Raw genomic sequence first — 24,528 nt, 5'->3', positions numbered from 1 at the left:
TGTCGGACGGCGGGTTGGCCGATGACCCGCACTTTAATGGGCTGCCGTTTTGTGGGGATATGCTAGGGTGGCAGGATAAATTGATAATTCCGGCAAGTGTCGTCCATGACCACTCAACCCGTGCTTGGCCTGCTGTACATGCTCAATACCCTGCGCGCCCAGGGTTTCGATCTGGCCCCCGTGCTGGCCAGCTATGGCCTCTCGGAGGCCCAGCTGGCCCCGGGGGCGCGTATCGACCGCACGCTGGAATTGCGCCTGCTCTGCGACCTGGCCGGGCGCCTGCCGCGCGCCGATCTGGGGCTGACCCTGGGGCAGGGCTTCGGCTTCACCGGCTACGGGCCGTTCAGTTTTCTGCTGCTGACCTGCGCCAATGCCTATGAGGCGTTGCAGTGCGGGTTGCGTTATCAGCAACTGACCTTTCTTTTCAGCCCGCTGAGCTTCGTCCCCGGCGATCGCGAGAGCGCGTTGTGCCTGACGCCGCTGGAACTGCCCGAGCCCGGTCGGCGTTTTCTGGTCGACGTGGAAATGGCCGGTACCTACAAACTGCTGCTCGATCTGCAGAACAATCTCGGTCTGAGCCTGCGCGCTGTGCGGGTCGAGGTGCCGTATCCCGCTCCGGCGGACAGCCGGCCCTACGAGTCCTACTACGGTTGTCCGGTGCGTTTCGGCTCCGAGCAGACGCGCTTCTGGATTGCCAACGAGCACCTGCAGCTGAAGTTGCCAACGGCCGACCCGACGGCCCATGCCTACTACCGTGGGCAGTGCGACGAGCGGCTGGCGCAGCAGCTGCAGGAGCAGCGGGGTGGCGACGTGGTGACCCAGGTGCGCCAGCACCTGGCGTTGTATTCGCAGGGCTATCCGGATGCGGCTCAGGTGGCGGCCGCGCTGGGCCTGGCCGAGCGTACCCTGCGCCACCAACTGAGTGCCGCCGGCAGCAGTTATCGCCAGTTGCTCGACGAGACCCGCTTCAGTCGCGCCCGGCAATTGCTGCTCGGTGGTGCTCAGAGTGTCGAGCAGGTAGCGCTGGCGTTGGGCTATGCCGAAGCTGCAGCGTTCATTCATGCCTTCCAGCGCTGGGCCGGTTGCACGCCGGCGGCCTGGCGGCGCGAGCAAGCCGCGCCGGAATGAAAAAAGCCCCGTGCGGGTCGTGGCCGCACGGGGCTTTTTAACAGCTGCAGTCGCTTATTTCAGCGGGCTGCGGCCCTTGCCCGCGGCAATGCGCATGCGCAGTGCGTTGAGCTTGATGAAACCACCAGCGTCGGCCTGGTTGTAGGCGCCGCCGTCTTCCTCGAAGGTCGCAATGTTGGCGTCGAACAGCGAGTCGTCGGACTTGCGGCCGGTGACGATGACGTTGCCCTTGTACAGTTTCAGGCGTACGACACCGTTCACGTTGGCCTGGGAGGCGTCGATCATCTGCTGCAGCATCAGACGCTCCGGGCTCCACCAGTAGCCGTTGTAGATCAGGCTGGCGTATTTCGGCATCAGCTCGTCTTTCAGGTGGGCTACTTCGCGGTCCAGGGTGATGGACTCGATGGCGCGGTGGGCGCGCAGCATGATGGTGCCGCCGGGGGTCTCGTAGCAGCCACGGGACTTCATACCGACATAGCGGTTCTCGACGATGTCCAGACGGCCGATGCCGTTCTCGCCACCAATGCGGTTGAGTTCGGTCAACACCTGGGCCGGGGTCATTTCCTTGCCGTCGATGGCGACGATGTCACCGGCACGGTAGGTCAGCTCGATGTAGGTGGGAACGTCCGGCGCTTTCTGCGGGCAGACGGTCCAGCGCCACATGTCTTCTTCATGCTCGGTCCAGGTGTCTTCCAGCACGCCGCCTTCATAGGAGATGTGCAGCAGGTTGGCGTCCATGGAGTAGGGCGACTTCTTCTTGCCGTGGCGCTCGATCGGAATACCGTGGGTTTCGGCGTAATCCATCAGCTTCTCGCGGGACAGCAGGTCCCACTCGCGCCAAGGGGCGATCACTTTCACGCCCGGCTTGAGCGCATAGGCGCCCAGCTCGAAGCGAACCTGATCGTTACCCTTGCCGGTGGCGCCGTGGGAGATGGCGTCGGCACCGGTCTCGTTGGCGATTTCGATCAGGCGCTTGGCGATCAGCGGACGGGCGATGGAGGTACCCAGCAGGTACTCGCCTTCGTAGACGGTGTTGGCGCGGAACATCGGGAAGACGAAATCGCGGACGAACTCTTCGCGCAGGTCGTCGATGTAGATTTCCTTCACGCCCAGGGCCTGGGCCTTGGCACGGGCTGGCTCGACTTCTTCGCCCTGACCGAGGTCAGCGGTGAAGGTCACGATTTCGCAGTTATAGGTGTCTTGCAGCCACTTGAGGATCACCGAGGTGTCCAGGCCACCGGAATAGGCCAGAACGACCTTCTTAACGTCCGTCATGCCATCAGCTCCACGGGGTTGTACGGAAAAGCGCACGATTCTACCGGTGGTAGACGCGCTTTTACAGGGGCGCGACACCTCGTGACGACAAAGCGACTGCTGAGCGTGGTTCAGGAGGTGGCCGCAGGTTCGCCGTTGGGCGCCGTGGCTGGTGCCTCTTCGGCTGCAGGTTCGCGCGACAGGGTGATGGTGACCCGGCGGTTTTTGGCCCGGTTGCTGGCGGAGTTGTTGGGTACCAGTGGATAGCGCTCGCCATGGAAGCGCAGGGTGATCTGCTCTTCGGCAATGCCCTTGGCTTTCAGGTACTCGAAGACCGCCATTGCCCGGCGCCGCGACTGGTCACGGTTGAGCAGGCGATTGCCGCTGTTGTCGGAGTGACCGTCCAGCTGGATGCGGTTCACCGTCGGGTCGGCCTTGAGGTAGTCGAGGATGATGTCCAGCTTGGCCTGGCCCAGGTCATCCAGGGCAACACCATCGGCAAAGCCGATCTGGCTGCGCTTGATCTGCTCGAAGTTCACCGGCAGCAGCTTGGTGTTGCAGCTAGCAAACTCGGCATAGGCCTTGGCGAAGTGCGTAGGCAACAGGCGCACCTCGGTGCGATCACCCTGCCAGCTCTGGTGGCGCACCAGCGGGCTGCGGCCTTCCAGCAGCCCGGTGAGTAACCGTGCGGCCTGGGTTTCGCTGGTCGCCAGCGGGGTGCTGCCAAGCTGTACCTTGACCGCCCCCAGGTTGATGTCGCCACGTCCCGGCTGCCATGGAGCGGCGGCGGCCAGCAGGGTGGCCTGGCCCTGACCCAACAGGCGCTCGCTGGCACTGAGGCGGAAGATGGCCTGCTCGCCGGCCTTGCGCACGAATTCGCCACTGCCGAAATCCGCCACCGGTTGGCTCAGGCGGCACTCGAACTGATCGCCTTCGACTTGCCACTGGGCCTTTTCCAGGCGGGTCTGGAAGGTCAGTGCGGTGGCCGGCAGGCTCAGTAGCAGGCCGAGCAGGGCGAATGTGGGCTGGTGCACGGTGCGCTCCAGAGTGAAAAGGGTCGATGCCGTCAGTATCGGCGGCCGGCCGGCAAACTTGATGCTAGGGTCTGTTTGCATTTGGCGCAGCAATCGGGTTTGCGCCGATGCGTTAGTAGTCCCTTAGAGACCACTGGCGGTCGGGCGGCGAAATTCGCTGCCCGGCAATCGGCCTTTTCCGGTAGCATTCGCCCACGTTTTGCCCGCCTGGAAAGCCTCCATGTCCGACCGTATTTCCCTGCTGCGCCCCGATGACTGGCACATCCACCTGCGTGACGGTGCCGCCCTGGCGCAGACCGTCGGTGATGCCGCACGTACCTTCGGGCGCGCCATCGTCATGCCCAACCTGGTGCCGCCGGTGCGCAATGCCGCCGAGGCCGATGTCTACCGCCAGCGCATTCTCGCGGCGCGTCCCGCCGGCAGCCGCTTCGAGCCGCTGATGGTGCTGTACCTCACCGACAACACCACGCCCGATGACGTGCGCGGCGCCAAAGCCAGTGGTTTTGTGCATGCCGCCAAGCTGTACCCGGCCGGGGCGACCACCAACTCCGATTCCGGGGTGACCAGCCTGGACAAGATATTCCCAGCGCTCGAAGCCATGGCCGAGATCGGTCTGCCGCTGCTGGTGCACGGCGAGGTGACCCGTGCCGAAGTGGATGTGTTCGACCGTGAAAAGCGCTTCATCGACGAGCAGCTGACCCGCGTGGTCGAGCGCTTTCCGACCCTGCGTGTGGTCTTCGAGCACATCACCACCGCCGATGCCGCCGAGTTCGTCAAGGCAGCTCCGGCCAATGTCGGCGCCACCATCACGGCCCATCACCTGCTGTACAACCGCAACCACATGCTGGTTGGCGGCATCCGTCCGCATTTCTACTGCCTGCCGATTCTCAAGCGCGGTACCCACCAGCAGGCGCTGCTGGAGGCTGCCACCAGCGGCAACCCGAAGTTCTTCCTCGGAACCGACTCGGCACCGCATGCCAAGCACACCAAGGAAGCCGCCTGTGGCTGTGCCGGCTGCTACACCGCCTACGCCGCCATCGAGCTGTACGCCGAGGCTTTCGAGCAGCAGGGCGCCCTGGACAAGCTGGAAGCCTTTGCCAGCCACTACGGCGCGGATTTCTACGGCCTGCCGCGCAACACCGACCGCATCACCCTGGTGCGTGAGGAGTGGACAGCACCGGCCAGCCTGCCGTTCGGCGATCTTGAAGTCGTGCCGCTGCGGGCCAATGAACAGCTGCGCTGGAGACTCGTCGATGAGTGAAGATCTGGAGTACTACGAAGACGAGCTGGAGCCGCATAGCGGTGGTCTCAAACCACCGATGGCCCGGCGTTTCCGTGGCTATCTGCCGGTGGTGGTGGACGTCGAGACCGGTGGCTTCAATTCGGCCACCGATGCCCTGCTGGAAATTGCCGCGGTCACCATCGGCATGGACGAGGAGGGCCTGCTGTTTCCCGAGCACACCTACTTCTTCCGCATCGAGCCCTTCGCCGGAGCCAATATCGAGCAGGCGGCGCTGGACTTCACCGGCATCAAGCTGGATCACCCGCTGCGCATGGCGGTGAGTGAAGAGCACGCGCTGGGCGAAATCTTCCGCGGCATCCGCAAATCGCTCAAGGCTAATGGCTGCAAGCGGGCGATCCTGGTCGGTCACAACAGCAGTTTCGACCTCGGCTTCCTCAATGCTGCGGTCAATCGCACCGCGCTCAAGCGCAACCCGTTCCACCCGTTCTCCAGCTTCGATACCGCGACCCTTGCCGGCCTTGCTTATGGCCAAACGGTGCTGGCCAAGGCCTGTCAGGCAGCCGGTATCCCTTTCGACGGCAAGGAGGCGCATTCGGCACGTTACGACACCGAAAAGACCGCCGAGCTGTTCTGCGGCATCGTCAACAGTTGGAAGCAGATGGGCGGTTGGATGGACGACGAGGACTGAGTGCACTCGTCCTGATCGAAAACCCGGCTACGGCCGGGTTTTTTCTGTCTGCTCGTTGGCTAATGACTGACCGTTGGTCGGCGCACCCTATGGCCAGATTCAATCAACGGCCTGCTTCTTCGGGACTGCTGTTACGAATAAGTAGCGGATGCTTTGACAAGCATTCTCATTAAGATTAAGCTCCGCTCAAACGCTTAATCAGGACTCATTCGCATGTACGTCTGCCTCTGCAACGGGATTACCGACGGCCAGATCCGCGAAGCCATCTATGAAGGCTGCTGCAGCTATCGCGAAGTGCGTGAAACCCTCGGTGTCGGCTCCCAGTGTGGTAAATGCGCCTGCCTGGCCAAGCAGATCGTGCGCGAAACCGTGAGCAACATGCACACTGCCCATGTTGGTCAGGTCGGCGTACAGACCTTTACGCCAGCGGCCTACGCGGTGGCATGAGCATCAGCGTCGAGCAAAACCGGGCCAGGCCCGGTTTTTTTTCGTCTGCCTTTTATGGACTCAACGCTGCGGCACGCACTGGCCTGCAGGCTCCGCGTTGTTTGTCCTGGGTTTGACAGTGAGGAGGTCGCGGACCAGACTCGGGCGTTACTCATTGGGCTTGATAGAGGCGCGAGTCATGAAAGGCGACAAGAAGGTCATTCAGCATCTGAACAAGATCCTTGGCAACGAACTGGTGGCCATCAACCAGTACTTCCTGCACGCGCGCATGTATCAGGACTGGGGACTGGAAAAGCTCGGCGAGCACGAGTACCACGAGTCCATCGACGAGATGAAGCATGCCGACAAACTGACCAAGCGCATTCTCTTTCTCGAAGGTCTGCCCAACCTGCAGGATCTGGGCAAGCTGCTGATCGGCGAGAACGTCAAGGAAATGCTCGAGTGCGATCTCAAGCTGGAGATGAAGGGTATTCCTGATCTCAAAGCGGCGATTGCCTATTGCGAGAGCGCCGGCGATTACGCCACCCGCGAGTTGCTCGAAGACATCCTCGAGTCCGAAGAGGAGCATGTGGACTGGCTGGAAACCCAGCTTGGCCTGATCGAGAAGGTGGGTTTGCAGAACTACCTGCAGTCACAGATGGACGAGTGATCCGGCGTCAGCCCGGCCAAACAAAAAGCCCGTCCAATGGACGGGCTTTTTGCTGTGCGCTGGCATCAGTGGCCGGGAGCACGGCTGCTCAGCCGGCAGATCAGATAGCCGAGCACGGCGGCCAGCAGTGAGCCGGTGAGAATGCCCATGCGGTCCTGGCCGGCATAGGGGCTGACATCCGGGGTGAAGGCCAGGGAGCCGACAAACAGGCTCATGGTGAAGCCGATGCCGCAGAGCACGGCCACGCCCAGCAGTTGCCCCCAGTTGGCGCCTTCGGGCAGGCGGGCCAGGCGGGTGAACACGGCGATGGCCGTCAGACCAAGGACGCCGACGGTCTTGCCTAGCAGCAGGCCGGCGGCAATGCCCAGCGGTACCGGTTGCAGGAAGCTCTGTAGGCTCATGCCCTGCAGCGAGACGCCGGCATTGGCAAAGGCAAACAGCGGCAAGATGCCAAAGGCCACCCAGCCATGCAGGGCATGTTCCAGCGTGGCCAGCGGTGAGTACTCGGGATTGTCGCCTTTGACCGGAATGAAGAAGGCCAGTGCCACACCGGCCAGCGTGGCGTGCACGCCGCTTTTCAGCACGCAGACCCAGAGGAAAAGACCCAGCAGCAGGTAAGGGCCCAGCTGGCGTACGCCCATGCGGTTGAGAGCAAACAGGCCGATCAGTGCCGCGCCAGCCAGCATCAGCGAGAGGCTGGACAGCTCGCTGGAGTAGAACAGGGCGATGACGATGATGGCGCCCAGGTCGTCGATGATCGCCAGGGTCATCAGGAACAGCTTGAGCGAGGTTGGCACCCGCGAGCCCAGCAGGGCCAGTACGCCCAGGGCGAAGGCGATGTCGGTGGCCATGGGGATGGCCCAGCCGCGCATGGCTTCGCTGTCGCCCTGGTTGAACCAGGCGTACACCAGCGCCGGCACCAGCATGCCGCCGATGGCAGCGGCGCCCGGCAGGATGATCTGTGAAGGGGTGGCCAGCTGGCCGTAGACCACCTCACGCTTGAGCTCCAGGCCGACCAGCAGGAAGAAGATCGCCATCAGGCCGTCGTTGATCCACAGCAGCAGGGGCTTGGCGATGTTCAGGGCGCCGATCTGCACGGCAACCGGTACGTCCAGGAAAGAATTGTAGAGGTGGGCGAAGGGGGAGTTGCTGATCAGCATGGCGAGCACAGCGGCAGCAATCAGCAGCAGGCCGCTGGCTGACTCCAGTTGAAAGAAGCGCGCAAGCGCGTTTCGCAGTGCAGTCATGGGAATACTCCTTGAAAAACGCGTTAAAGCCTAACCAGATAAAGAGTTTGGTTAAACAAAAATTATATTCTTATTTGCTATATGCGCATTTTCAGGGCGCTGTACGGGTGCAATAGCACCCTGCTGTACCGGAGTCCCAGTGTGCCGGGTTCTATACTGCGGTTTTATCAGGAGTCCTTATGGTGCGCGCAAAAGGGGCGCTGCTGGCGCTGGTGCTGGCCATGGCCCTGTGGGGCAGCTCCTTCATTGCCTTGAAACTGGCTTTTGCCGAGCTGCCGGCACTATGGGTGATTGCTGCCCGCATGCTGATCGGTGCCGGGCTGTTTGCACTGGCCTGGCATTGGCGCGGGGGAATGCGCTACCAGCCTGGGGACTGGAAGTACCTGCTGGGCCTGACCCTCTGCGAGCCCTGCCTGTACTTCATCTTCGAGGCCTGGGCCTTGCAGAACACCAGCGCTGCGCAGGCCGGCATGATCACCGCGCTTCTCCCCCTGCTGGTGGCGGTCGGCGCCTATGTCCTGCTGGGCGAACGGGTCAGCCGCATGACTCTGCTCGGGTTCGGGCTGGCGATCGCCGGGGCGGTCTGGCTGAGCCTGGCTGGTGATGCGCAGGCAGGCGCGCCCAACCCGCTGCTGGGTAATGCCTTCGAGTTTCTGGCCATGCTCTGTGCCACTGGCTATACCTTGCTGCTCAAGCATCTCTCCCCGCGCTATTCGACGTTCTTGCTGACGGCCTTGCAGGCTTTTGCCGGGACACTGTTTTTCATGCCGCTGGCGTTCTGGCTGGAGTCTCCACCGGTACTGCCGGGCTGGCAGGGAGGGCTCGCGGTGATCTATCTGGGGACGTTGGTGACGGTGGGAGCCTATGGGCTGTTCAATTACGCCGTGGCCCGTCTGCCGGCCTCGCAGGCGGCAGCCTGGGTCAACCTGATTCCGGTGTTCACCCTGATTTTCGCGGTGACATTGCTGGGCGAGCGGCTGTCGGGCGCTCAGATCCTGGCGGCAGGGCTGGTTTTTGCTGGGCTGGCCCTGAGCCAGTGGCGATCAAAAGCGTCGGCGCCAGCCGGCATTCTTGACTGAGGAGAACTCCATGAGCGATTACCGGCAGTGGGTGGGCGAGGCCGTGCGGCGGATCGAGGCTGACTTCCAGCGTAGCGCGGACACGCACCTGATTCCGTTGGCGCTGCCTGGGTTCCCAGGCGTGGATCTGTATTTCAAGGACGAGTCCAGCCACCCAACCGGCAGCCTGAAACACCGTCTGGCCCGCTCCCTGTTCCTCTATGCGCTGTGTAATGGCTGGTTGCGACCGGGGGCGCCGGTGATCGAGGCCTCCAGTGGTTCGACGGCAGTCTCCGAGGCGTATTTTGCCCGGTTGCTCGGGTTGCCGTTTATCGCGGTGATGCCGGCCACAACCTCGAAGGCCAAGATCGCCCAGATCGAGTTCTATGGCGGGCAGAGCCATCTGGTCGATGATCCGTGCGCCCTGCATGAGGCCTCGCGCCAGCTGGCGCGTGAAACCGGTGGGCACTTCATGGATCAGTTCACCTACGCCGAGCGGGCCACGGACTGGCGGGCCAACAACAACATTGCCGAGTCGATTTTCCAGCAGATGCGTTTCGAGCCCAATCCACTACCTCGTTGGCTGGTCTCAAGCCCGGGAACCGGCGGCACACTGGCCACGCTGGGACGCTATGTCCGCTATCGGCAGCACCCGACCCAGGTGCTGTGTGCGGATGCTGAACGCTCGGTGTTCTACGAGGCTTTCGTGAGCGGTGACCGCACACTGAGGCGCGAGGATGGTTCGCGGATCGAGGGCATTGGCCGGCCGCAGGTGGAGCCATCTTTCATGCCCGATGTCCTGGATGCCATGTGCCGGGTGCCGGACAACCTGTCGTTGGCGGCCATGCGCTACCTGAGCGGGCGACTGGGGCGGCGGGTCGGGGCGTCTACTGGAACCAATCTGGTGGGGGCCTTGCTGGCGGCCAGGCACATGCACGAGCGAGGCGAGCGTGGCTCGGTGGTGGCAATTCTGTGCGATGGCGGGGAGCGTTACGCGGGCAGCTACTATGACGCCGCCTGGTTGCAGGCCAATGGGTTTGAGCTGGCGGAGGATCTGGAGCGGATACGCGCGTGCGCGGAAGAGGGAGCGGCACTGCCGGCAGTGGTTGCCGGCAGTGCACGTTGGCGCGACTGAATCAGTTGCCGCCCTTGACCTTGGTCCAGGCGCGGGTCATTGCGCGCAGGACTTTCTGCGGCAGCACATCGGATACCCACAGGGTCTTGAGCACTTCCTCGGAAGGGTAGACGCCAGGGTTGTTGGTGATGGCTTCATCCACCAGTGGCTTGGCGTCCTTGTTCGGGTTGGCATAGGCCACGTAGTTGCTGATTGGGGCGATCACTTCCGGGCGCAGGATGTAGTTGATGAAGGTCAGTGCGGCCTTGGGTTCCTTGGCATCGGCGGGGATGGCCATCATGTCGAACCACAGCAGCGAGCCTTCCTTGGGAATGCTGTACTTGATCACCTGACCGTTGCCGGCTTCTTCGGCGCGGGCGGCGGCCTGCAGCACGTCACCGGAGTAACCGACGGCTACGCAGATGTCACCGTTGGCCAGATCGCTGATGTAGCGCGAGGAGTGGAAGTACTTGATGTACGGGCGCACGGTCTTGAGCTTTTCGGCGGCCTTGGTGTAATCCGCGGCATTGGTGCTTTCGCCCGGCAGGCCCATGTAGTTGAGCACCAGCGGGAAAATCTCGTCGCCGGAGTCGAGCATGGCGATGCCGCACTTGGCCAGCTTCTCGGCGTACTTGGGTTCGAGAACCAGCTGCAGGGAGTCGACCGGAGCGTCCTCGCCCAGGATTTCCTTCACCTTCTTCTCGTTGTAGCCAATGCCATTGGTGCCCCACAGGTAAGGCACGGCGTATTCGTTGCCCGGGTCTGCCTTCTGCAGTTGCTGCATCAGGATCGGGTCAAGATGGCTCATGTTTGGTAGCTGAGATTTGTCCAGCTTCTGGAAGGCACCGGCCTTGATCTGCTTGGACAGGAAATGCGCGGTGGGTACCACGATGTCGTAGCCGGAGCGGCCGGACAGCAGCTTGGCTTCCAGGGTCTCGTTACTGTCGAAGACGTCGTAGACCACCTTGATGCCGGTTTCTTTCTCGAAATTGGCAATGGTGTCTTCGGCGATGTAGTCCGACCAGTTGTAGATACGCAGGGTGGTTTCGGCCAGGGCGCTGGTGCTGGCCAATAGGCCACCAAGCGCCAGACTGACCAACGATTTTGCGAAGCGGAGACGCATGGGAAGAACCTCGGACTGTTGTTATTGATCTGCTGTCGAGCGCGCTCGTGGCGGTACGGGCGTGCGAAATGTCACCCGATAGTGTTTGCTTTGCTTTACAAAAGCAACTTAAAAAATGTGCGTTGCGTCACGCTTTAGCCCGCGCCGCGTGGAGTGCTGTAGTGCTGCTCCAGCGGGTGTAGCCAGGCCAGCAGCACGTCAAGCATGCGGTTGGCGAAGGCCCACTCGTTGTCGTACCAGGCCAGAACCTTGACCAGGTCGCCCTGGACTCGGGTGTGGTTGAGATCGACCACGCAGGACACCGGATAGCCATTGAAATCGGCGGATACCAGGGGCAGGTCATTGCACTCCATGACCCCCAGCGGCAGCTGCCGCGCGCCCTGTTGCAGGGCCTGGTTGATGCTGGCCAGGGTGCAGGCCCGCTCGGCCTGGAACGTGAGGTCGACCAGGGATACGTTGGGCGTGGGCACGCGCACCGCCAGGCCATCCAGACGGCCGGCCAGCTCCGGTAGGACCAGGCCGATGGCCTTGGCCGCACCGGTACTGGTGGGGATCATCGACAGGGCGGCGGCGCGCGCGCGATAGAGATCATCGTGATCCTTGTCGAGCAGGTTCTGATCGTTGGTGTAGGCATGCACGGTGGTCACCAGGCCCTGGCGAATGCCGACCGCGTCGTGCAGCACCTTGGCCAGCGGCGCCAGGCAGTTGGTGGTGCAGGAGGCGTTGGACACCAGTTGCTGGCTGCCCAGTTGTTCGTGGTTGACACCGTAGACCACGGTGAGGTCGGCACTGTCCAGCGGATGCGACAGCAGCACCCGCGGAGCTCCGGCAATCAGGTGCTGTTCGGCGGCCTGGCGGCTTTTCAACTTGCCCGAGCATTCCAGCACTACATCCACGCCCAGCTTGCCCCAGGGCAGTTTGACGGTGTCGCGTTCCTGGAACAGGTGCACCGACTGCCCGTCGATCTGCAGAATATCGTCGTGCAGATGCACGGTATGCGGGAAGCGGCCGAAGGTGGAGTCGAAGCGCGTCAGGTGGGCAAGGGTGGCGAAGTCACCCAGGTCATTGATCGCTTCCAGATGCAGGCGCTGGTGCAGGCCGCGTTCGAACAGGGCGCGGACCACGGCCCGGCCGATGCGGCCGTAACCGTTGATGGCAATACGCAACATGAGACTGCCTCGCTGAGGGGTTTACCTCAGCATAGGCAGTCATTCGCTTAACGGGATTGCCTGGGGCTCAGTCGCCCTGGGCGCCGCCGTAATAGGCACAGCCGCGCATGACCTGGCCATTGAGGCGCAGTTCGGCACTGAGGTGTTGCACGCTGCCGCTCATGCCGTCCTGACAGCGTTGCGGGGCGACCCAGAGCTCCAGCTGCTGGCCGTTGGCGGCGCTGGAGAAGTTGCGCCGGCCCTGCAGCAGGTCTTCTTCCAGATAGGGCAGGGCGAGGGCTTCCTGACCAGGGCGGTTGAGGATCAGGCCCTTGCTGGTGACGGCGATGCTCCACTCCGGCTCATGACCGCTGGCCTGGATGCGCACGCGCTTGTAGTTCGGGTCATCGCAGCCATGGCCTTCACCCTGCACGCGGTAGCGGCGGGTAATGTTGAACTGGCCGTCGACGCCGGCCTGGGTGCTGCTGTCGAGCTGGCCCTTGAAGTCGCCATAGAGGCTGTTCTGACCATCGGCAGCAAGGCTGGCGAGGTCCTTGAGGTTGTCCTGGCCTTCGCCATCGCTGAGGACAAAACGGCGCTGTTCCTGGCAGGGGCGCAGCAGCCACTGATCACCCTCTCGGCTGATTTCGCCCTGCAAGCGTTGGCTGGGCTTTTTCACCGGGTCCTTGTATTCCAGATCGGCGAGGGTCTGGCAGCCGGCGAACAGCGGCAGGATCAGCAGCAGGGAAGAGCGAAGGTTGCGCATGCGGGGTCTCCAAAACGGTGGCGCCACGTTAGCCGCCCGACGCGATGATCTCAAGCGTACGGGGTATGATGCGCGCCTTTCATTTGCGGATATTCAGCCATGAGCCAAACCCCGACCACCCTGCGCAGCGTGCTGGAAAGCTGCGACATGCTGATCATCGACGATCTGCACGCCTGGCAGTTCACCCTTAACGACACCGAGCCGGCGCTGCTTATCGAGTGCATGGACGGCCGCAATCGACGTGTGTGGAGCTTCACGGCCGAGGAACTGGCCGCCGCACGCCAGGACGGCGACGACTGGCAACTGCGCAGCGCTCAGGGCGAGCATCGCCTGCAGTGCCTGGGCGCCATCTGCGCCGACAATGACGATGACCCGGACGATGAGCCCGGCGCCGAGAGCAGCGACGCCGAGCAGCTTTGAATCGCGTCAGTTCTTCAGCCTGTAGCCGCTGCGGAACATCCAGCTGACCACACCCAGGCAGATGGTCAGGAAGCCGGCCATCATCGCCAGGCTGACGCCGACATCCACATCCGCCACGCCGAAGAAGCTCCAGCGGAAGGCGTTGATCAGGTACACCACCGGGTTGAACAGGGTGATCGTCTGCCACAGCGGTGGCAGCATGCTGATGGAGTAGAAACTGCCGCCGAGGAAGGCCAGCGGCGTGACGATCAGCGCCGGCACCACCTGCAGCTTCTCCCAGCCGTCGGCCCAGATGCCGATGATGAAGCCGAACAGGCTGAAGCTGAACGCGGTGAGCAGCAGCAGGGCGAGCATCCACAGCGGGTGGAGGATCTCGAAGTCGACGAACAGCCGTGCGGTGATCAAAATCACCAGACCGAGGATGATCGACTTGGTGGCGGCGGCGCCGACATAGCCGATGACGATCTCCAGCGGCGATACCGGCGCCGAGAGCAGCTCGTAGATGGTCCCCGAGTAACGCGGCATATAGATGCCGAAAGAGGCGTTGGAGATGCTCTCGGTGAGCAGGGCCAGCATGATCAGCCCGGGCACGATGAAGGCGCCGTAACTGACGCCGTGGACCTCGGTCATGCTGGAGCCGATGGCCGAGCCGAACACCACGAAGTACAGCGAGGTGCTGATCACCGGCGTGGCGATGCTCTGCAGCAGCGTGCGCCAGGTGCGGGCCAGTTCGAACAGGTAGATGGCGCGGACGGCCTGCAGGTTCATGCGCGGTTCCTCACCAGATTGACGAAGATTTCCTCCAGCGAGCTCTCGCTGGATTTCAGGTCCTTGAACTCGATGCCGGCGCTTGCCAGTGCGGCGAGCAGTTCGGCAATTCCGGTCTGTTCCTGCTGGGTGTCGTAGGCATAGCGCAGGGCGTGGCCGTCATCCAGCAGCTCCAGCTGGTACGCGGCGAGGCTCGCGGGCACGGCGGCGAGGGGCTGCTTGAGCTGCAGCAGCAACTCCTTGCGCCCCAGACGCTGCATCAGGGTGTGTTTGTCCTCGACCAGAATCAGCTGGCCCTGACGGATCACGCCGATGCGGTCGGCCATCTCCTCGGCCTCCTCGATGTAGTGGGTGGTGAGGATGATGGTCACGCCGCGCTCGCGCAGGCGCCGCACCATGGCCCACATGTCGCGGCGCAGCTCGACATCCACGCCGGCGGTGGGTTCGTCGAGAAACAGGATGGACGGCTCGTGGGACAGGGCCTTGGCGATCATCACCCGGCGTTTCATGCCGCCGGACAGCTCGATCAGCTTCGCGTCGCGCTTGTCCCACAGCGACAGGTCCTTGAGCAGTTGCTCCAGGTAGGCCGGGTCGGGCTTCTTGCCGAACAGGCCGCGGCTGAAGCGTACGGTGGCCCAGACCGTTTCGAACACGTCGTTGACCAGTTCCTGGGGCACCAGACCGATCTCCGAGCGCGAGGCACGGTAGTCGCGGACGATATCGTGGCCGGCGACCAGCACCTGGCCGCTGCCCGGATTGACGATGCCGCAGACGATGCTGATCAGGGTGGTCTTGCCGGCCCCGTTGGGGCCGAGCAGGGCGAAGATCTCGCCGCGGCGGATCTCCAGATTGATCTCACGCAGCGCGCTGTGGCCCGACGCATAGGTCTTGCTCAACTGCTGGATGGAAATGACCGACTCCATGAGGGCTCCCTGTAGGTCGAAGGCAGACGCGCAGGGTAGCAGGCAGCGGCAGGTGCGTCAGTGCCAGGCGAGAATGGGCCAGCCGTTCTCCTGTGCATGGGCCTGCAGCGCCTCGTCGGGGTTGACCGCACGGGGGTTGCTGACCTGCGAGAGCAGCGGCAGGTCATTGCGCGAGTCGGAGTAGAAGAAGGCGCCTTCCAGGCTTTCAGCCTGCTCGCCGAGCCATTGCTGCAGGCGGGTGACCTTGCCTTCACGGTACGTCAGCACGCCGCAGGTCTTGCCGCTGTAACAGCCATGCTGTTGCTCCAGGTCGATGGCCAGCACTTCGGCGATACCCAGACGTTCGGCGATGGCTTCGACCAGAAACACGGCGGAAGCGGAGATGACCAGAATGCGGTCGCCGGCGGCGCGGTGCTCGGCGACGCAGCGCATGGCATCACTGAAAATCAGCGGCTCGATGACGTCTTCAACGAAGGGGCCGACAACGTAAGCCACTTCTTCGGGCGTGCGGCCGACCAGAGGCGAGAGGGTGAATGCCATGTAATCCTCCATGGCCAGTTCGCCTCGCCCGTACAGTCTCATCAGCTCCTGCTCGCGGGCGAGGAAACTGTCACCGTCGACCCACTGCAGGTCCACCATGTGTTGCGCCCAGAGCGACGCGCAGTCGCCGTCGATCAGGGTTTCATCGAGATCGAAAATTGCAAGGGCCATCAGGCCACCTCACGAATAGCGGTTGGATCAATATTCAGGTTCACGGCACTGCCGGCGGGCAGCAGGTCGTCGGCTGAGCGGTTGAGGACATCCACCAGCAGGTCGACGCCATGGGCCTGCACGCGGTAGCGGATCACGTTGCCCAGCAGGCTGTGGCCCTGCACGATGCCGCGCAGCGAACCCTCGGCCTGCAGGCTGATGGCCTCCGGGCGGATGGCGATCTGCCGGGGCTGCGGGCGTTGCAGGAGGCGGCTTGCCTGCTCGGCATCGAGCAGGTTGTAGTTGCCAATAAAACTGGCGGCAAAGGCGTTGGCAGGTTCGGTGTAGAGCGTCTCGGCGCTGCCGCTCTGCACGATCTGGCCGGCATTCATCAGGACAATGCGGTCAGAGAGGATCAGCGCTTCCTCCTGGTCGTGGGTCACGAAGAGCGTGGTCAGCCCCAGCTCCTGCTGAATGCTGCGAATCTGCTCGCGCAGGTGCTTGCGGATACGTGCGTCCAGCGCCGACAACGGCTCATCGAGCAGCAATAGTCGTGGCCGGGTGACCAGCGAGCGGGCCAGGGCGACGCGCTGGCACTGGCCGCCCGAGAGCTGGTGCGGGTAGCGGTCGGCATGGGCGCTGAGTTCAACCAGGGCGAGGATGTCCTCCACGCGCTGGCGGCATTCGTCCCTGGCGACTTTCTGCATGCGCAGGCCGAAGGCGACGTTTTCCGCCACCGTCAGGTTGGGGAACAGTGCATAGCTCTGGAAGACCATGCCGATGCCGCGCTTCTGCGGGGAAAGCGGCAGCAGATCCTGGCCGTCGAGGACAATCTGACCGCCATCGACCGCTGTCAGGCCGGCGATGCAGCGCAGCAGCGTGGACTTGCCGCAGCCGGACGGGCCGAGCAGGGTGACGAATTCGCCCCGGTTGATTTCGCAGTTGATGTCACGGAATACCGGGGTGGCGGCGTACTGCTTGTTCAGGCCGCGAATGCTCAGGTAACTCATGTCCGATCCTTGTTCAGGCGGCTGGCCGCCCAGGTGCAGAGTACGACGAAGCTGAAATACGAGATCACCAGCGCGCTGTTGAAGTGGCCGCTGCTGTTGCGCATGTTGTTGAGGTAGACCTGCAGGGTCTCAAAGCGGGTGCCCACCAGCAGGTTGGCAAAGACAAACTCGCCGAACAGGAAGCTGAAGGACAGAAACAGCGAGACCATCAGGCCTTTGCGCAGGTTGGGCAGAATCACCTGCAGAGCGGCCTGCAGCGGGCTGGCGCCGAGCAGTTGGGCAGCATCCATCAGGTCATGCAGGTGGATGGCCTGCAGGTTGTTGCTGATCGCACGGTAGATGAACGGCAGTGACAGGCTGAAATAGCAGCCGAGCAGAATCCACGGCGTGCCGACCATGGCCAGCGGCCCCGAGCCATAGAGCTGCAGCAGACCCACCGAGGACACCACCGGTGGCACGGCAAACGGCAGCAGAATCAGCAGATTCATCAGGCCGTCCAGGCGCGGGAAGTGGTAATGCACCACGAACAGCAGCGGCAGAATCAGCAGCACCGCAAGCAGCAAGGCACCGGCGCACACCAGCAGCGATTGCGCAAAGGCGGTGAGAAAGCGTGCATCACTCCACAGCGCCCCATACCACTTGAGGGTCAGGCCGCTGGGCAGGATGGTGGCAGACCAGCTGGTGGCCAGCGAATAGAGCAGGGTGCCGAGCAGTGGCAGCAGCAGAATCAACAGCAGCAGCCAGACCACGCTGCGGTGGTAGAGCTGATTAGCGCGCGACATGGTAGCTCCTCCTCAGCAGCCACTGGTGAGTCAGGGTGATCAGCGCCATCAGCCCGACCAGCAGCATGGACAGGGCGCTGGCCAGGTTGGGGTCCAGGTTGATGTCGCCCGAGACCAGTGCGGCAATACGGATCGGCAGCACGTTGAAGTTGCCCGTGGTCAGGGCGTACACCGTGGCGTAGGCGCCCAGTGCGTTGGCCAGCAGGATGACAAAGGTGCCGAGCAGGGCGGGGGTCAGTACCGGCAGGGCGATATGCCGCCAGTACTGCCAGCGGTTGGCACCGAGCAGGGTGGCGGACTCCTGCCAGTCCTGGCGCAGCGCATCGAAGGCCGGATAGAGCAGCAGTACGCCCAGCGGAATCTGGAAGTAGGTGTAGAGCAGGATCAGGCCGTTGCGTGAATAGAGGTTGAAATCCTCGATCAGTCCCGCCTGTTTCAGCAGCAGGGTCAGCGCGCCGTTGAAGCCCAGCAGGATGATGAAGGCGAACGCCAGCGGCACTCCGGCAAAGTTGCTGCTCATGTTGGCAAAGGCCATCACCAGATCGCGCAGGCGGCTATCGATCTGACGCAATGAGTAACTGCCGAAGAGCGCAATCAGCAGGCCCAGCACGCTTGAGTAGAGCGAAATTTCCAGGCTGTGCTGCACTGCCTGCAGGTAAAAGCGCGAGGCGAACAGCTTGCTGAAGTTGCCCAGCCCCCAGCCCTCCGCGGTGATCAGGCTGTGCACGGCTACCCAGACCAGTGGCGCAATCTGGAAGGCGGTAAAAAACAGCGCAAAGGGCACCAGGCACAGCAGGGCCAGCCATTTGCCACGGGGGAGACGCCGGCTCATGCGAGCAGCTCCGCGCAGCGCGGTTTGTCATGGGCCAGGCCCAGCAGGCTGCAGAGCGTGCCGCACAGTTCGGTCTGCTTCGGCCGGGCATCGGGGTTCAGGCTGAAGGCTGAGCCGATCACGAACAGGGGGACCTCACGCTCTTCCGGCAACAGGCCGTTGTGCGAACGGTCGTTGTTCATGCCATGGTCGGCCGTCACCATCACCTGATAGCCGGCTTCCAGCCAGGTCTGCAGGTAATCGGCCAAAAGAATGTCGGCGCTGCGGGCGCTGTTGCGGTATTGCGCCGAGTCGGCGCCGTGGCGGTGGCCGGCATCGTCGATATTCATTGGGTGTACCAGCAGAAAATCGGGCTGGTGACGCAGTCGCAGGCTCTCGGCATCCACGAACAGGTGGGAGTCCGGATAGTGGTCGGCGTAGTAGAAGTGCCCGTGCTGAATCGGCAGGCTCGGGTCGCTGGTATGGCGGTCGCGCACGGCGACAAAGGGCGAGCGGTTATACAGCTCACTGATCCAGTGGTAGGCCGCCGCCGCGGTGGTCAGGCCAGCCTCGCGGGCGAGGTGAAACAGGCTCTGCTGATTCGACAGGCGCACGACCTGATTGTGCACTACGCCACTTACGATGGGCGCGCTGCCGGTCAGCAGGCACTCGTAGAGCGGGCGTGACAGGGCCGGCAGTTCACAGTCCAGCTTGTACAGCTGAGCGCGGCCTGCGGCCCGGTAGGCCTGCAAATGGCCCAGGGCATGTTCGGCAACCTGATAGTTCAGGCCGTCGAGAATCACCAGAATGACTTTGTGGGGCATGACAGCATTCCTGCAGGAAACGGGGCCGGCAGGCCGGCCCCGTTTCGCTTACTGCATTTCGATGATGACGTGTTCCTGCCAGAGCTGAGGCAGTGCCTTGGCCGTGGCCTCCCAGGCGGCGCCGTCTTTGACCGGCTGGACCTTGGCATATTGCTCCTGCGGCAGCAGCTTGGCTTGCACATCGGCCGGCAGCTTCAGGAACTCGGCACGGATCGGCCGCGCGTTACCCTTGGCCAGGTTGATCTGGCCGGCATCGGAGAGAATGTACTCGCGCGCCAGTTTCGCGGCGTTGGGGTTTTTCGCGTACTTGTTGATGATGGTGCTGTAGCCGGAGATCACCGAGCCATCGGAGGGGATCAGTACTTCGAAGCGGCTTGGATCGATCTGGTCCCGGTAAGACAGGCCGTTGAAGTCCCAGACAATACCGACTTCCACTTCACCCTTCTCCAGGGTCTGGATGGTCGGGTTCGACAGACCGAGGCGGTTCTGTTTGGCCAGGGTGGCGAAGAAGTCCAGGGCCGGCTGGATGTTGTGCTCGTTGCCGCCGTTTGCGATGGCGGCGGCCAGCACGCCATTGGTGGCTTGGGCAGCGGTGCTGACATCACCGATGGTGACTTTGTAGCTGCCGTTTTTCAGGTCGGCCCAGGAGCGCGGAATATCCTTGACCAGCGTCTTGTTCACGATAAAGGCAATGGAGCCGGTGTAGGCCAGCATCCAGTGGCCGTCGGCATCCTTGGCCCAGGCCGGGATCTGCTCCCACGTGCTCGGTTTGAAGGCCTGTGTGACGCTCTGCTGCACCGCAATAGGGCCGAATGCGGCGCCGACATCACCGATATCCGCCGTGGCGTTGTCCTTTTCGGCGGCGAATTTGGCGATTTCCTGGGCCGAACTCATGTCGGTATCCATGTGCTTGAGGCCGTAAAGCTTGTGCAGATCAGCCCAGGTGTCCTTCCAGTTGGCCCAGCTGTCCGGCATGCCGACGCTGTTGACGGCGCCTTCGGCGCGGGCGGCCTTTTCGAGTGCCTGAATATCCACAGTTGAAGCCTGGACGTTGAGTGCCAGTGTCGAGCCCAACAGTGAAGCCAGCAGCAAGCGTTTCATGTGTGAGTCCTTTTCAGGTGGTTTGGTCTAGATCAGCAAGGCGCGAGCCAATCTAACCATGGCAGGTGACGTTTTTATTGCAGCATCGAACTGTCTCTGCAGTTCTCCTTTGCTCCCAATCATTCCTGCAGCCCTGTGCGGCTGATTTTCAGCGCACCGTGCGGAAGATCTGCGGAAGGGGTGGCGACTTCATGGTAAGAAATCGCTACTGTCTGGCGGCAGTCATAAACTGCGCAGAAATCAGTCACAAATTCGGCCATTTTGGCGTTTATGCTTTTTGGTCTAGTCCAATATGGAGCTGTATCCATGCGCGAAGAAGCGCCCCGCACGGTGACCGCCATCTGCCGTGCCCTGCAGGAGCAGATCGAGTGCGGCCTGTTGCCCCAGGGCGGCAAATTGCCGGCCGAGCGCCAGCTGGCCGAGGTGTTTGATACCACCCGCATCACGCTGCGTGAGGCGCTGGGGCAGATGGAGGCCCAGGGCCTGATCTATCGCGAGGACCGCCGTGGCTGGTTCGTTTCGCCGCCGCGGATCGCCTACAACCCGCTGGTACGCAGCCATTTTCACGCCATGGTTGGCGAGCAGGGGCGGGTGCCGGAGACCGAGGTGCTGAGTGCGCGTATCGTGCCGACGCCGGCCGAGATGTGCGCGCGCCTTGAGTTGCCGGCGTTGTCCAGCGTGATCCAGATTCGCCGGGCGCGGCGGATCGACGGGCGTCTGGTGCTGTATGTCGAGCACTACCTCAATCCGCAGGTGTTTCCTGGCATTCTCGATTTTGACCTGACCCGCTCCCTGACCGACCTTTATGCCAGTCACTACGACATTCGCTACGGTCGGGTGGCCTTCGACATGGTGCCCACCGCCCTGCCGGCGGAAGCGGCCAGCATTCTCAAGGTCACCGCCGGTAGCCCGGCGCTGCTGATCACCCGGGTCAACCGCGATCAGCATGGGCGGGTGATCGACTGTGATGTGGAGTACTGGCGGCATGACGCCATTCACGTCAGCGTGGAAGTGCCGGACTAAAAGGTCCTGATACAGCAAAAAGCCGGGCATGCCCGGCTTTTTCATGCGCAGCTGAAAGGCCTTACGGCAGTTCGGCGCTGTTGTAGAACGCGCGCAGCACGGTCACAAGGTGCGCCAGGTCGTGACTGCCGGCCAGTTCGCGGATCGAGTGCATGGCGAAGGTCGGCAGGCCGATATCGACGGTGCGCACGCCCAGCTGGCTGGCGGTGATCGGGCCGATGGTCGAGCCACAGCCCATGTCGCTGCGGGTCACGAAGCTCTGCACCGGTACTTCGTTTTCCAGGCACAGGTGGCGGAAGAATCCGGCGGTTTCGCTGTTGGTGGCGTAGCGCTGGTTGTTGTTGATCTTGATCACCGGTCCGGCGTTGAGCTTGGGGCCATGGTTGGCGTCGTGCTTGTCGGCGTAGTTGGGGTGCACGCCGTGGGCGTTGTCGGCCGATACCAGCAGAGAGCGCTGGAGGATGCGCACCACGGCATCGCCTTCCGGCAGCAGGCGGCGCAATACCTGCTCCAGGAACGGGCCGTCGGCGCCGCAGGCCGAGCAGGAGCCGACTTCCTCGTGGTCGGTGCACACCAGCACGCCGCTTTCTTCGTCGCTGGAGTCGAGCAGGGCCTGCAGGCCGGCGTAGCAGGACAGCAGGTTGTCCAGGCGGGCACCGGCAATGAAGTCGCGGTTGAGGCCGATGACCGCCGCGCTCTGGGTGTCGTAGAACGACAGTTCGTAATCGAGGATGGCATCGGCGGCCAGGTCGTGCTCGCGGGCCAGTTGGTCGGCCAGCAGGGCGCGGAAGTCGGCCGCGCTCGGGTCGCTCAGTTGGGCGAGTATCGGTGGCAGTTCGTTCTGTGCGTTGATCGCCCAGCCCTGATTGGCCTCGCGGTTGAGGTGGATCGCCAGGTTGGGGATGACCGCCAGCGGTACCTGGAAGTCGATCAGTGCGCTTTCCACCTTGCCGGCGGTGCGGTAGGTGACGCGCCCGGCCAGCGACAGGTCGCGGTCGAACCAGGGCGCGTAGAGGGCGCCGCCGTAGACCTCCACGCCCAGCTGCCAGAAGCCCTGGCGGGTCAGTTCCGGGTTGGGTTTGACGCGCAGGCAGGGGCTGTCGGTGTGGGCGCCGACCAGACGCAGGCCGCCTTCGAGCAACGGCCGCTTGCCGAGCTTGATGGCGATGATCGAGGAGTCGTTGCGGGTGACGTAGTAACGCCCGTGCGGCTGCACCGGCCAGGCGTCGCGCTCGTCGAGGCGCTTGTAACCGGCCGCTTCCAGGCGTTGAGCCAGGCTTGCGGTGGCGTGGAAGGGGGTAGGCGAGGCCTTGAGGAAATCGATCAGGCCCTGATTCAGCTCTTCGCGCATAACGGACTCCAGACGGGATGCGCGCAGTGTAAAGGATTTGCCCGGCCCGGCGGAGTCATGAAGGCTCAGCCAGTCTTCAGAAGGGGGCAGGGCTCTCGAAGCGCATCCGCTCGCCGGTTTGCGGGTGGGTCAGGCTGAGCAAGCTGGCGTGCAGGCACAGGCGTGGCCAGGCGGCCAGGGCCTGTTCGTGGGCGTACAGACCGTCGCCGAGCAGCGGGTGGCCGATCGACAGCATATGTACGCGCAGCTGGTGCGAACGGCCTGTAATGGGCGTCAGCTCGACGCGGCAGTAGTCACCGCAACGCTCCAGCACGCGCCAGTAGGTCAGCGCGTGCTTGCCCAGTTCATGGTCGACCACATGCCGTGGCTTGGTTGGCGGGTCGTAGCGCAGTGGCAGGTCGATGCTGCCGCTGTCGGCGTCTGGCTGGCCCCAGCACAGGGCGGTATAGGCCTTCTCGGTCTCGCGGTCGTGGAACTGGCGGGACAGTTCGCGGTGGCTGTCGGCATCGCGGGCCAGCACGATGATGCCGGACGTTTCCCAGTCCAGACGGTGGACGATGCGCGCTTCCGGGTAGCCGTTTTCCTGCAGGCGGGTGACGAGGCAGTCGCGGTTGTCTTCGGCGCGGCCTGGTACCGAGAGCAGCAGGGTGGGCTTGTTGATCACCAGCAGGGCGGCGTCCTGATGGATGATTTCGACATTCGACAGCGGCATGGGCGTTCCACAAATGACAACGGCGGCCTTGGCCGCCGTTGCTTACCCTGGACGAATCAACGATCCGGCAGGGTGATATTGAGTTCCAGAATGGAGCAGCTGCCCTGGTTTTCCAGAGCGACCTGCACCTGATCCTGGTCGATGTTGACGTACTTGCGGATCACCTCGACCAGCTCCTTCTGCAGGGCCGGCAGGTAGTCCGGCTGGCTGCGCTGGCCGCGCTCATGGGCGACGATGATCGACAGACGCTCTTTCGCAATCGACGCAGGGGTTTCCTTCTTGCGTTCACGAAAGAAGTCGAAAATGTTCATTAGCGCGCTCCAAACAGGCGTTGCATGAGTCCTTTCTTCTGCACATCGAGGAATCGATGCGGTACATCCTTGCCCAGCAGGCGGTCAACGGCATCGCCGTAGGCCTGGCCGGCATCGCTCTGTTCGTCGAGGATCACCGGCACGCCCTGGTTGGAGGCTTTCAGCACGGCCTGGGATTCCGGGATGACGCCGAGCAGGTTGATGGCGAGGATTTCCTCGACATCTTCCACGCCGAGCATTTCGCCCTTGGTGACGCGCTCCGGGTTGTAGCGGGTTAGCAGCAGCCGCTCCTTGATCGGCTCCAGGCCCTGTTCGGCACGGCGCGACTTGCTCGCCAGCAGGCCAAGCATGCGGTCGGAGTCGCGAACCGAAGACACTTCAGGGTTGGTCACGACGATGGCTTCGTCGGCGAAGTACATGGCCAGGTGCGCGCCGGTCTCGATGCCTGCCGGCGAGTCGCAGATCACGTATTCGAAGTTCTGCGACAGCTCGTCGATAACCTTGCCCACGCCTTCTTTGGTCAGCGCGTCCTTGTCACGGGTCTGGCTGGCGGCCAGTACGTACAGGTTCTCAAGGCGCTTGTCCTTGATCAGGGCCTGGGTCAGGGTTGCTTCGTTGTTGATGACGTTGACGAAGTCATACACCACGCGACGCTCGCAGCCCATGATCAGGTCGAGGTTACGCAGACCGACGTCGAAGTCGACGATGACGGTCTTGTGCCCGCGCAGGGCGAGGCCGGTACCGATGGCGGCGCTAGTGGTGGTTTTGCCCACGCCACCCTTGCCGGAAGTGACTACGAGGATCTTGGCCAAGGTGATTCACCCCAAATATATGAAAAATCGGGCATTTCCGAGCCGAACTACTGGCTTCCGAATGCCTTCGTGGTCCTTGAAAATTGGCCGC

The 24,528-nt window shown here is 63.0% G+C and carries 27 protein-coding genes; 9 read left to right on the top strand and 18 right to left on the bottom strand.

The annotated features are described in order from the left end of the window. Nucleotides 1–105: 105 nt before the first annotated feature. A complete protein-coding gene (locus HNP49_RS07325) occupies nucleotides 106–1,128 on the top strand; it encodes an AraC family transcriptional regulator (protein WP_184681920.1) in 1,023 nt (340 codons plus the stop codon). Between the two features lie 54 nt (nucleotides 1,129–1,182). Here HNP49_RS07325 and HNP49_RS07320 read toward each other — a convergent pair whose 3' ends face one another. Both HNP49_RS07320 and HNP49_RS07315 read right to left on the bottom strand, forming a co-directional pair. Then, a complete protein-coding gene (locus HNP49_RS07320) occupies nucleotides 1,183–2,403 on the bottom strand; it encodes an argininosuccinate synthase (protein ID WP_184681919.1) in 1,221 nt (406 codons plus the stop codon). A gap of 110 nt (nucleotides 2,404–2,513) precedes the next feature. Then, a complete protein-coding gene (locus HNP49_RS07315) occupies nucleotides 2,514–3,416 on the bottom strand; it encodes an OmpA family protein (protein ID WP_311772084.1) in 903 nt (300 codons plus the stop codon). Between the two features lie 220 nt (nucleotides 3,417–3,636). On the opposite strand from HNP49_RS07315, the gene pyrC reads away from it, so the two are divergent. The 4 genes from pyrC to bfr all read left to right on the top strand — a co-directional run bounded on the left by pyrC (nucleotide 3,637) and on the right by bfr (nucleotide 6,443). Further along, nucleotides 3,637–4,677, top strand: coding sequence for a dihydroorotase (gene pyrC, locus HNP49_RS07310; RefSeq protein ID WP_184681915.1), 1,041 nt, complete (start codon nucleotides 3,637–3,639; stop codon nucleotides 4,675–4,677). Beyond that, nucleotides 4,670–5,347, top strand: a complete 678-nt coding sequence (gene rnt, locus HNP49_RS07305; RefSeq protein WP_184681914.1) for a ribonuclease T — start codon at nucleotides 4,670–4,672, stop codon at nucleotides 5,345–5,347. The genes pyrC and rnt overlap by 8 nt, the downstream gene beginning before the upstream one ends. A gap of 213 nt (nucleotides 5,348–5,560) precedes the next feature. Then, nucleotides 5,561–5,794 carry a bacterioferritin-associated ferredoxin gene (locus tag HNP49_RS07300; RefSeq protein ID WP_184681912.1) on the top strand — a complete coding sequence of 78 codons (234 nt, stop codon included), beginning with the start codon at nucleotides 5,561–5,563 and terminating at the stop codon, nucleotides 5,792–5,794. Nucleotides 5,795–5,972: 178 nt separating this feature from the next. After that, entirely contained in the window at nucleotides 5,973–6,443 is a 471-nt protein-coding gene (bfr, locus tag HNP49_RS07295) for a bacterioferritin (RefSeq protein ID WP_184681910.1), read from the top strand. A 65-nt stretch (nucleotides 6,444–6,508) separates the two neighbouring features. Here bfr and nhaA read toward each other — a convergent pair whose 3' ends face one another. Then, nucleotides 6,509–7,690 carry a Na+/H+ antiporter NhaA gene (gene nhaA, locus HNP49_RS07290; protein ID WP_184681909.1) on the bottom strand — a complete coding sequence of 394 codons (1,182 nt, stop codon included), beginning with the start codon at nucleotides 7,688–7,690 and terminating at the stop codon, nucleotides 6,509–6,511. Nucleotides 7,691–7,869: 179 nt separating this feature from the next. Here nhaA and HNP49_RS07285 point away from each other — a divergent pair, with 179 nt between their 5' ends. Together HNP49_RS07285 and HNP49_RS07280 are read left to right on the top strand one after the other, a co-directional pair. After that, nucleotides 7,870–8,769 (top strand): DMT family transporter, encoded by a 900-nt coding sequence (locus HNP49_RS07285; protein ID WP_184681907.1) that lies wholly within the window; start codon nucleotides 7,870–7,872, stop codon nucleotides 8,767–8,769. Between the two features lie 10 nt (nucleotides 8,770–8,779). Next, entirely contained in the window at nucleotides 8,780–9,883 is a 1,104-nt protein-coding gene (locus tag HNP49_RS07280) for a PLP-dependent cysteine synthase family protein (RefSeq protein ID WP_184681905.1), read from the top strand. Between the two features lies 1 nt (nucleotide 9,884). On the opposite strand, the gene HNP49_RS07275 is transcribed toward HNP49_RS07280, so the two are convergent. From HNP49_RS07275 to HNP49_RS07265, 3 genes are all read right to left on the bottom strand, one after another. Beyond that, nucleotides 9,885–10,985 (bottom strand): polyamine ABC transporter substrate-binding protein, encoded by a 1,101-nt coding sequence (locus HNP49_RS07275; protein ID WP_184681903.1) that lies wholly within the window; start codon nucleotides 10,983–10,985, stop codon nucleotides 9,885–9,887. Between the two features lie 134 nt (nucleotides 10,986–11,119). Then, nucleotides 11,120–12,154 carry a type I glyceraldehyde-3-phosphate dehydrogenase gene (gene gap, locus HNP49_RS07270; protein WP_184681902.1) on the bottom strand — a complete coding sequence of 345 codons (1,035 nt, stop codon included), beginning with the start codon at nucleotides 12,152–12,154 and terminating at the stop codon, nucleotides 11,120–11,122. Between the two features lie 67 nt (nucleotides 12,155–12,221). After that, entirely contained in the window at nucleotides 12,222–12,899 is a 678-nt protein-coding gene (locus tag HNP49_RS07265; RefSeq protein WP_184681900.1) for a COG3650 family protein, read from the bottom strand. A 99-nt stretch (nucleotides 12,900–12,998) separates the two neighbouring features. Between HNP49_RS07265 and HNP49_RS07260 the strand changes: the two genes are divergently transcribed. Further along, entirely contained in the window at nucleotides 12,999–13,319 is a 321-nt protein-coding gene (locus tag HNP49_RS07260; protein WP_184681899.1) for a DUF5629 family protein, read from the top strand. A gap of 6 nt (nucleotides 13,320–13,325) precedes the next feature. Here the strand turns inward: HNP49_RS07260 and HNP49_RS07255 are convergent, their stop codons facing one another. Genes HNP49_RS07255 through HNP49_RS07220 form a run of 8 tightly spaced genes read right to left on the bottom strand, consistent with a single transcriptional unit; the run spans nucleotide 13,326 to nucleotide 20,228 of the window. After that, nucleotides 13,326–14,087 carry an ABC transporter permease gene (locus tag HNP49_RS07255; protein WP_184681897.1) on the bottom strand — a complete coding sequence of 254 codons (762 nt, stop codon included), beginning with the start codon at nucleotides 14,085–14,087 and terminating at the stop codon, nucleotides 13,326–13,328. Next, nucleotides 14,084–15,010, bottom strand: a complete 927-nt coding sequence (locus HNP49_RS07250) for an ABC transporter ATP-binding protein (protein ID WP_184681895.1) — start codon at nucleotides 15,008–15,010, stop codon at nucleotides 14,084–14,086. Before HNP49_RS07250 ends, HNP49_RS07255 begins: the two co-directional genes overlap by 4 nt. Nucleotides 15,011–15,067: 57 nt before the next feature. Then, nucleotides 15,068–15,721, bottom strand: coding sequence for an HAD family phosphatase (locus tag HNP49_RS07245; RefSeq protein WP_184681894.1), 654 nt, complete (start codon nucleotides 15,719–15,721; stop codon nucleotides 15,068–15,070). Continuing rightward, a complete protein-coding gene (locus tag HNP49_RS07240) occupies nucleotides 15,721–16,710 on the bottom strand; it encodes an ABC transporter ATP-binding protein (protein ID WP_184681892.1) in 990 nt (329 codons plus the stop codon). Before HNP49_RS07240 ends, HNP49_RS07245 begins: the two co-directional genes overlap by 1 nt. After that, the gene (locus tag HNP49_RS07235) at nucleotides 16,707–17,492 is read right to left on the bottom strand and encodes an ABC transporter permease (protein ID WP_184681890.1); all 786 of its coding nucleotides are present in this window, start codon (nucleotides 17,490–17,492) and stop codon (nucleotides 16,707–16,709) included. Before HNP49_RS07235 ends, HNP49_RS07240 begins: the two co-directional genes overlap by 4 nt. Beyond that, nucleotides 17,479–18,324, bottom strand: coding sequence for an ABC transporter permease subunit (locus HNP49_RS07230; protein WP_184681889.1), 846 nt, complete (start codon nucleotides 18,322–18,324; stop codon nucleotides 17,479–17,481). The genes HNP49_RS07235 and HNP49_RS07230 overlap by 14 nt, the downstream gene beginning before the upstream one ends. Further along, nucleotides 18,321–19,127 (bottom strand): alkaline phosphatase family protein, encoded by an 807-nt coding sequence (locus tag HNP49_RS07225; protein ID WP_184681888.1) that lies wholly within the window; start codon nucleotides 19,125–19,127, stop codon nucleotides 18,321–18,323. The genes HNP49_RS07230 and HNP49_RS07225 overlap by 4 nt, the downstream gene beginning before the upstream one ends. 48 nt (nucleotides 19,128–19,175) lie before the next feature. Next, nucleotides 19,176–20,228, bottom strand: a complete 1,053-nt coding sequence (locus tag HNP49_RS07220; protein WP_184681887.1) for an ABC transporter substrate-binding protein — start codon at nucleotides 20,226–20,228, stop codon at nucleotides 19,176–19,178. 306 nt (nucleotides 20,229–20,534) lie between these two features. Here HNP49_RS07220 and HNP49_RS07215 point away from each other — a divergent pair, with 306 nt between their 5' ends. Then, nucleotides 20,535–21,251 (top strand): UTRA domain-containing protein, encoded by a 717-nt coding sequence (locus HNP49_RS07215; protein WP_184681886.1) that lies wholly within the window; start codon nucleotides 20,535–20,537, stop codon nucleotides 21,249–21,251. A 61-nt stretch (nucleotides 21,252–21,312) separates the two neighbouring features. Here the strand turns inward: HNP49_RS07215 and HNP49_RS07210 are convergent, their stop codons facing one another. From HNP49_RS07210 to minD, 4 genes are all read right to left on the bottom strand, one after another. After that, entirely contained in the window at nucleotides 21,313–22,602 is a 1,290-nt protein-coding gene (locus HNP49_RS07210; RefSeq protein WP_184681885.1) for a M18 family aminopeptidase, read from the bottom strand. Between the two features lie 76 nt (nucleotides 22,603–22,678). After that, complete coding sequence (locus tag HNP49_RS07205; protein WP_184681884.1) at nucleotides 22,679–23,314, bottom strand: RluA family pseudouridine synthase; 636 nt, start codon at nucleotides 23,312–23,314, stop codon at nucleotides 22,679–22,681. Nucleotides 23,315–23,370: 56 nt separating this feature from the next. Beyond that, nucleotides 23,371–23,625, bottom strand: a complete 255-nt coding sequence (gene minE, locus HNP49_RS07200; RefSeq protein ID WP_160491111.1) for a cell division topological specificity factor MinE — start codon at nucleotides 23,623–23,625, stop codon at nucleotides 23,371–23,373. Further along, the gene (gene minD / locus HNP49_RS07195; RefSeq protein ID WP_184681883.1) at nucleotides 23,625–24,437 is read right to left on the bottom strand and encodes a septum site-determining protein MinD; all 813 of its coding nucleotides are present in this window, start codon (nucleotides 24,435–24,437) and stop codon (nucleotides 23,625–23,627) included. Before minD ends, minE begins: the two co-directional genes overlap by 1 nt. Nucleotides 24,438–24,528: the final 91 nt, after the last annotated feature.

The organism is Pseudomonas fluvialis (assembly GCF_014207935.1).
Taxonomy (GTDB): domain Bacteria; phylum Pseudomonadota; class Gammaproteobacteria; order Pseudomonadales; family Pseudomonadaceae; genus Aquipseudomonas; species Aquipseudomonas fluvialis_A.
Note: the sequence above shows the minus strand (reverse complement) of the source record. Positions and strands in the feature narration are given on the sequence as shown.

Coding starts and splice junctions, on each gene's coding strand:
- HNP49_RS07325 (WP_184681920.1), top strand. CDS start 106: ATGACCACTCAACCCGTGCTTGGCCTGCTGTACATGCTCAATACCCTG.
- HNP49_RS07320 (WP_184681919.1), bottom strand. CDS start 2,403: ATGACGGACGTTAAGAAGGTCGTTCTGGCCTATTCCGGTGGCCTGGAC.
- pyrC (WP_184681915.1), top strand. CDS start 3,637: ATGTCCGACCGTATTTCCCTGCTGCGCCCCGATGACTGGCACATCCAC.
- rnt (WP_184681914.1), top strand. CDS start 4,670: ATGAGTGAAGATCTGGAGTACTACGAAGACGAGCTGGAGCCGCATAGC.
- HNP49_RS07300 (WP_184681912.1), top strand. CDS start 5,561: ATGTACGTCTGCCTCTGCAACGGGATTACCGACGGCCAGATCCGCGAA.
- bfr (WP_184681910.1), top strand. CDS start 5,973: ATGAAAGGCGACAAGAAGGTCATTCAGCATCTGAACAAGATCCTTGGC.
- nhaA (WP_184681909.1), bottom strand. CDS start 7,690: ATGACTGCACTGCGAAACGCGCTTGCGCGCTTCTTTCAACTGGAGTCA.
- HNP49_RS07285 (WP_184681907.1), top strand. CDS start 7,870: ATGGTGCGCGCAAAAGGGGCGCTGCTGGCGCTGGTGCTGGCCATGGCC.
- HNP49_RS07280 (WP_184681905.1), top strand. CDS start 8,780: ATGAGCGATTACCGGCAGTGGGTGGGCGAGGCCGTGCGGCGGATCGAG.
- HNP49_RS07275 (WP_184681903.1), bottom strand. CDS start 10,985: ATGCGTCTCCGCTTCGCAAAATCGTTGGTCAGTCTGGCGCTTGGTGGC.
- gap (WP_184681902.1), bottom strand. CDS start 12,154: ATGTTGCGTATTGCCATCAACGGTTACGGCCGCATCGGCCGGGCCGTG.
- HNP49_RS07265 (WP_184681900.1), bottom strand. CDS start 12,899: ATGCGCAACCTTCGCTCTTCCCTGCTGCTGATCCTGCCGCTGTTCGCC.
- HNP49_RS07260 (WP_184681899.1), top strand. CDS start 12,999: ATGAGCCAAACCCCGACCACCCTGCGCAGCGTGCTGGAAAGCTGCGAC.
- HNP49_RS07255 (WP_184681897.1), bottom strand. CDS start 14,087: ATGAACCTGCAGGCCGTCCGCGCCATCTACCTGTTCGAACTGGCCCGC.
- HNP49_RS07250 (WP_184681895.1), bottom strand. CDS start 15,010: ATGGAGTCGGTCATTTCCATCCAGCAGTTGAGCAAGACCTATGCGTCG.
- HNP49_RS07245 (WP_184681894.1), bottom strand. CDS start 15,721: ATGGCCCTTGCAATTTTCGATCTCGATGAAACCCTGATCGACGGCGAC.
- HNP49_RS07240 (WP_184681892.1), bottom strand. CDS start 16,710: ATGAGTTACCTGAGCATTCGCGGCCTGAACAAGCAGTACGCCGCCACC.
- HNP49_RS07235 (WP_184681890.1), bottom strand. CDS start 17,492: ATGTCGCGCGCTAATCAGCTCTACCACCGCAGCGTGGTCTGGCTGCTG.
- HNP49_RS07230 (WP_184681889.1), bottom strand. CDS start 18,324: ATGAGCCGGCGTCTCCCCCGTGGCAAATGGCTGGCCCTGCTGTGCCTG.
- HNP49_RS07225 (WP_184681888.1), bottom strand. CDS start 19,127: ATGCCCCACAAAGTCATTCTGGTGATTCTCGACGGCCTGAACTATCAG.
- HNP49_RS07220 (WP_184681887.1), bottom strand. CDS start 20,228: ATGAAACGCTTGCTGCTGGCTTCACTGTTGGGCTCGACACTGGCACTC.
- HNP49_RS07215 (WP_184681886.1), top strand. CDS start 20,535: ATGCGCGAAGAAGCGCCCCGCACGGTGACCGCCATCTGCCGTGCCCTG.
- HNP49_RS07210 (WP_184681885.1), bottom strand. CDS start 22,602: ATGCGCGAAGAGCTGAATCAGGGCCTGATCGATTTCCTCAAGGCCTCG.
- HNP49_RS07205 (WP_184681884.1), bottom strand. CDS start 23,314: ATGCCGCTGTCGAATGTCGAAATCATCCATCAGGACGCCGCCCTGCTG.
- minE (WP_160491111.1), bottom strand. CDS start 23,625: ATGAACATTTTCGACTTCTTTCGTGAACGCAAGAAGGAAACCCCTGCG.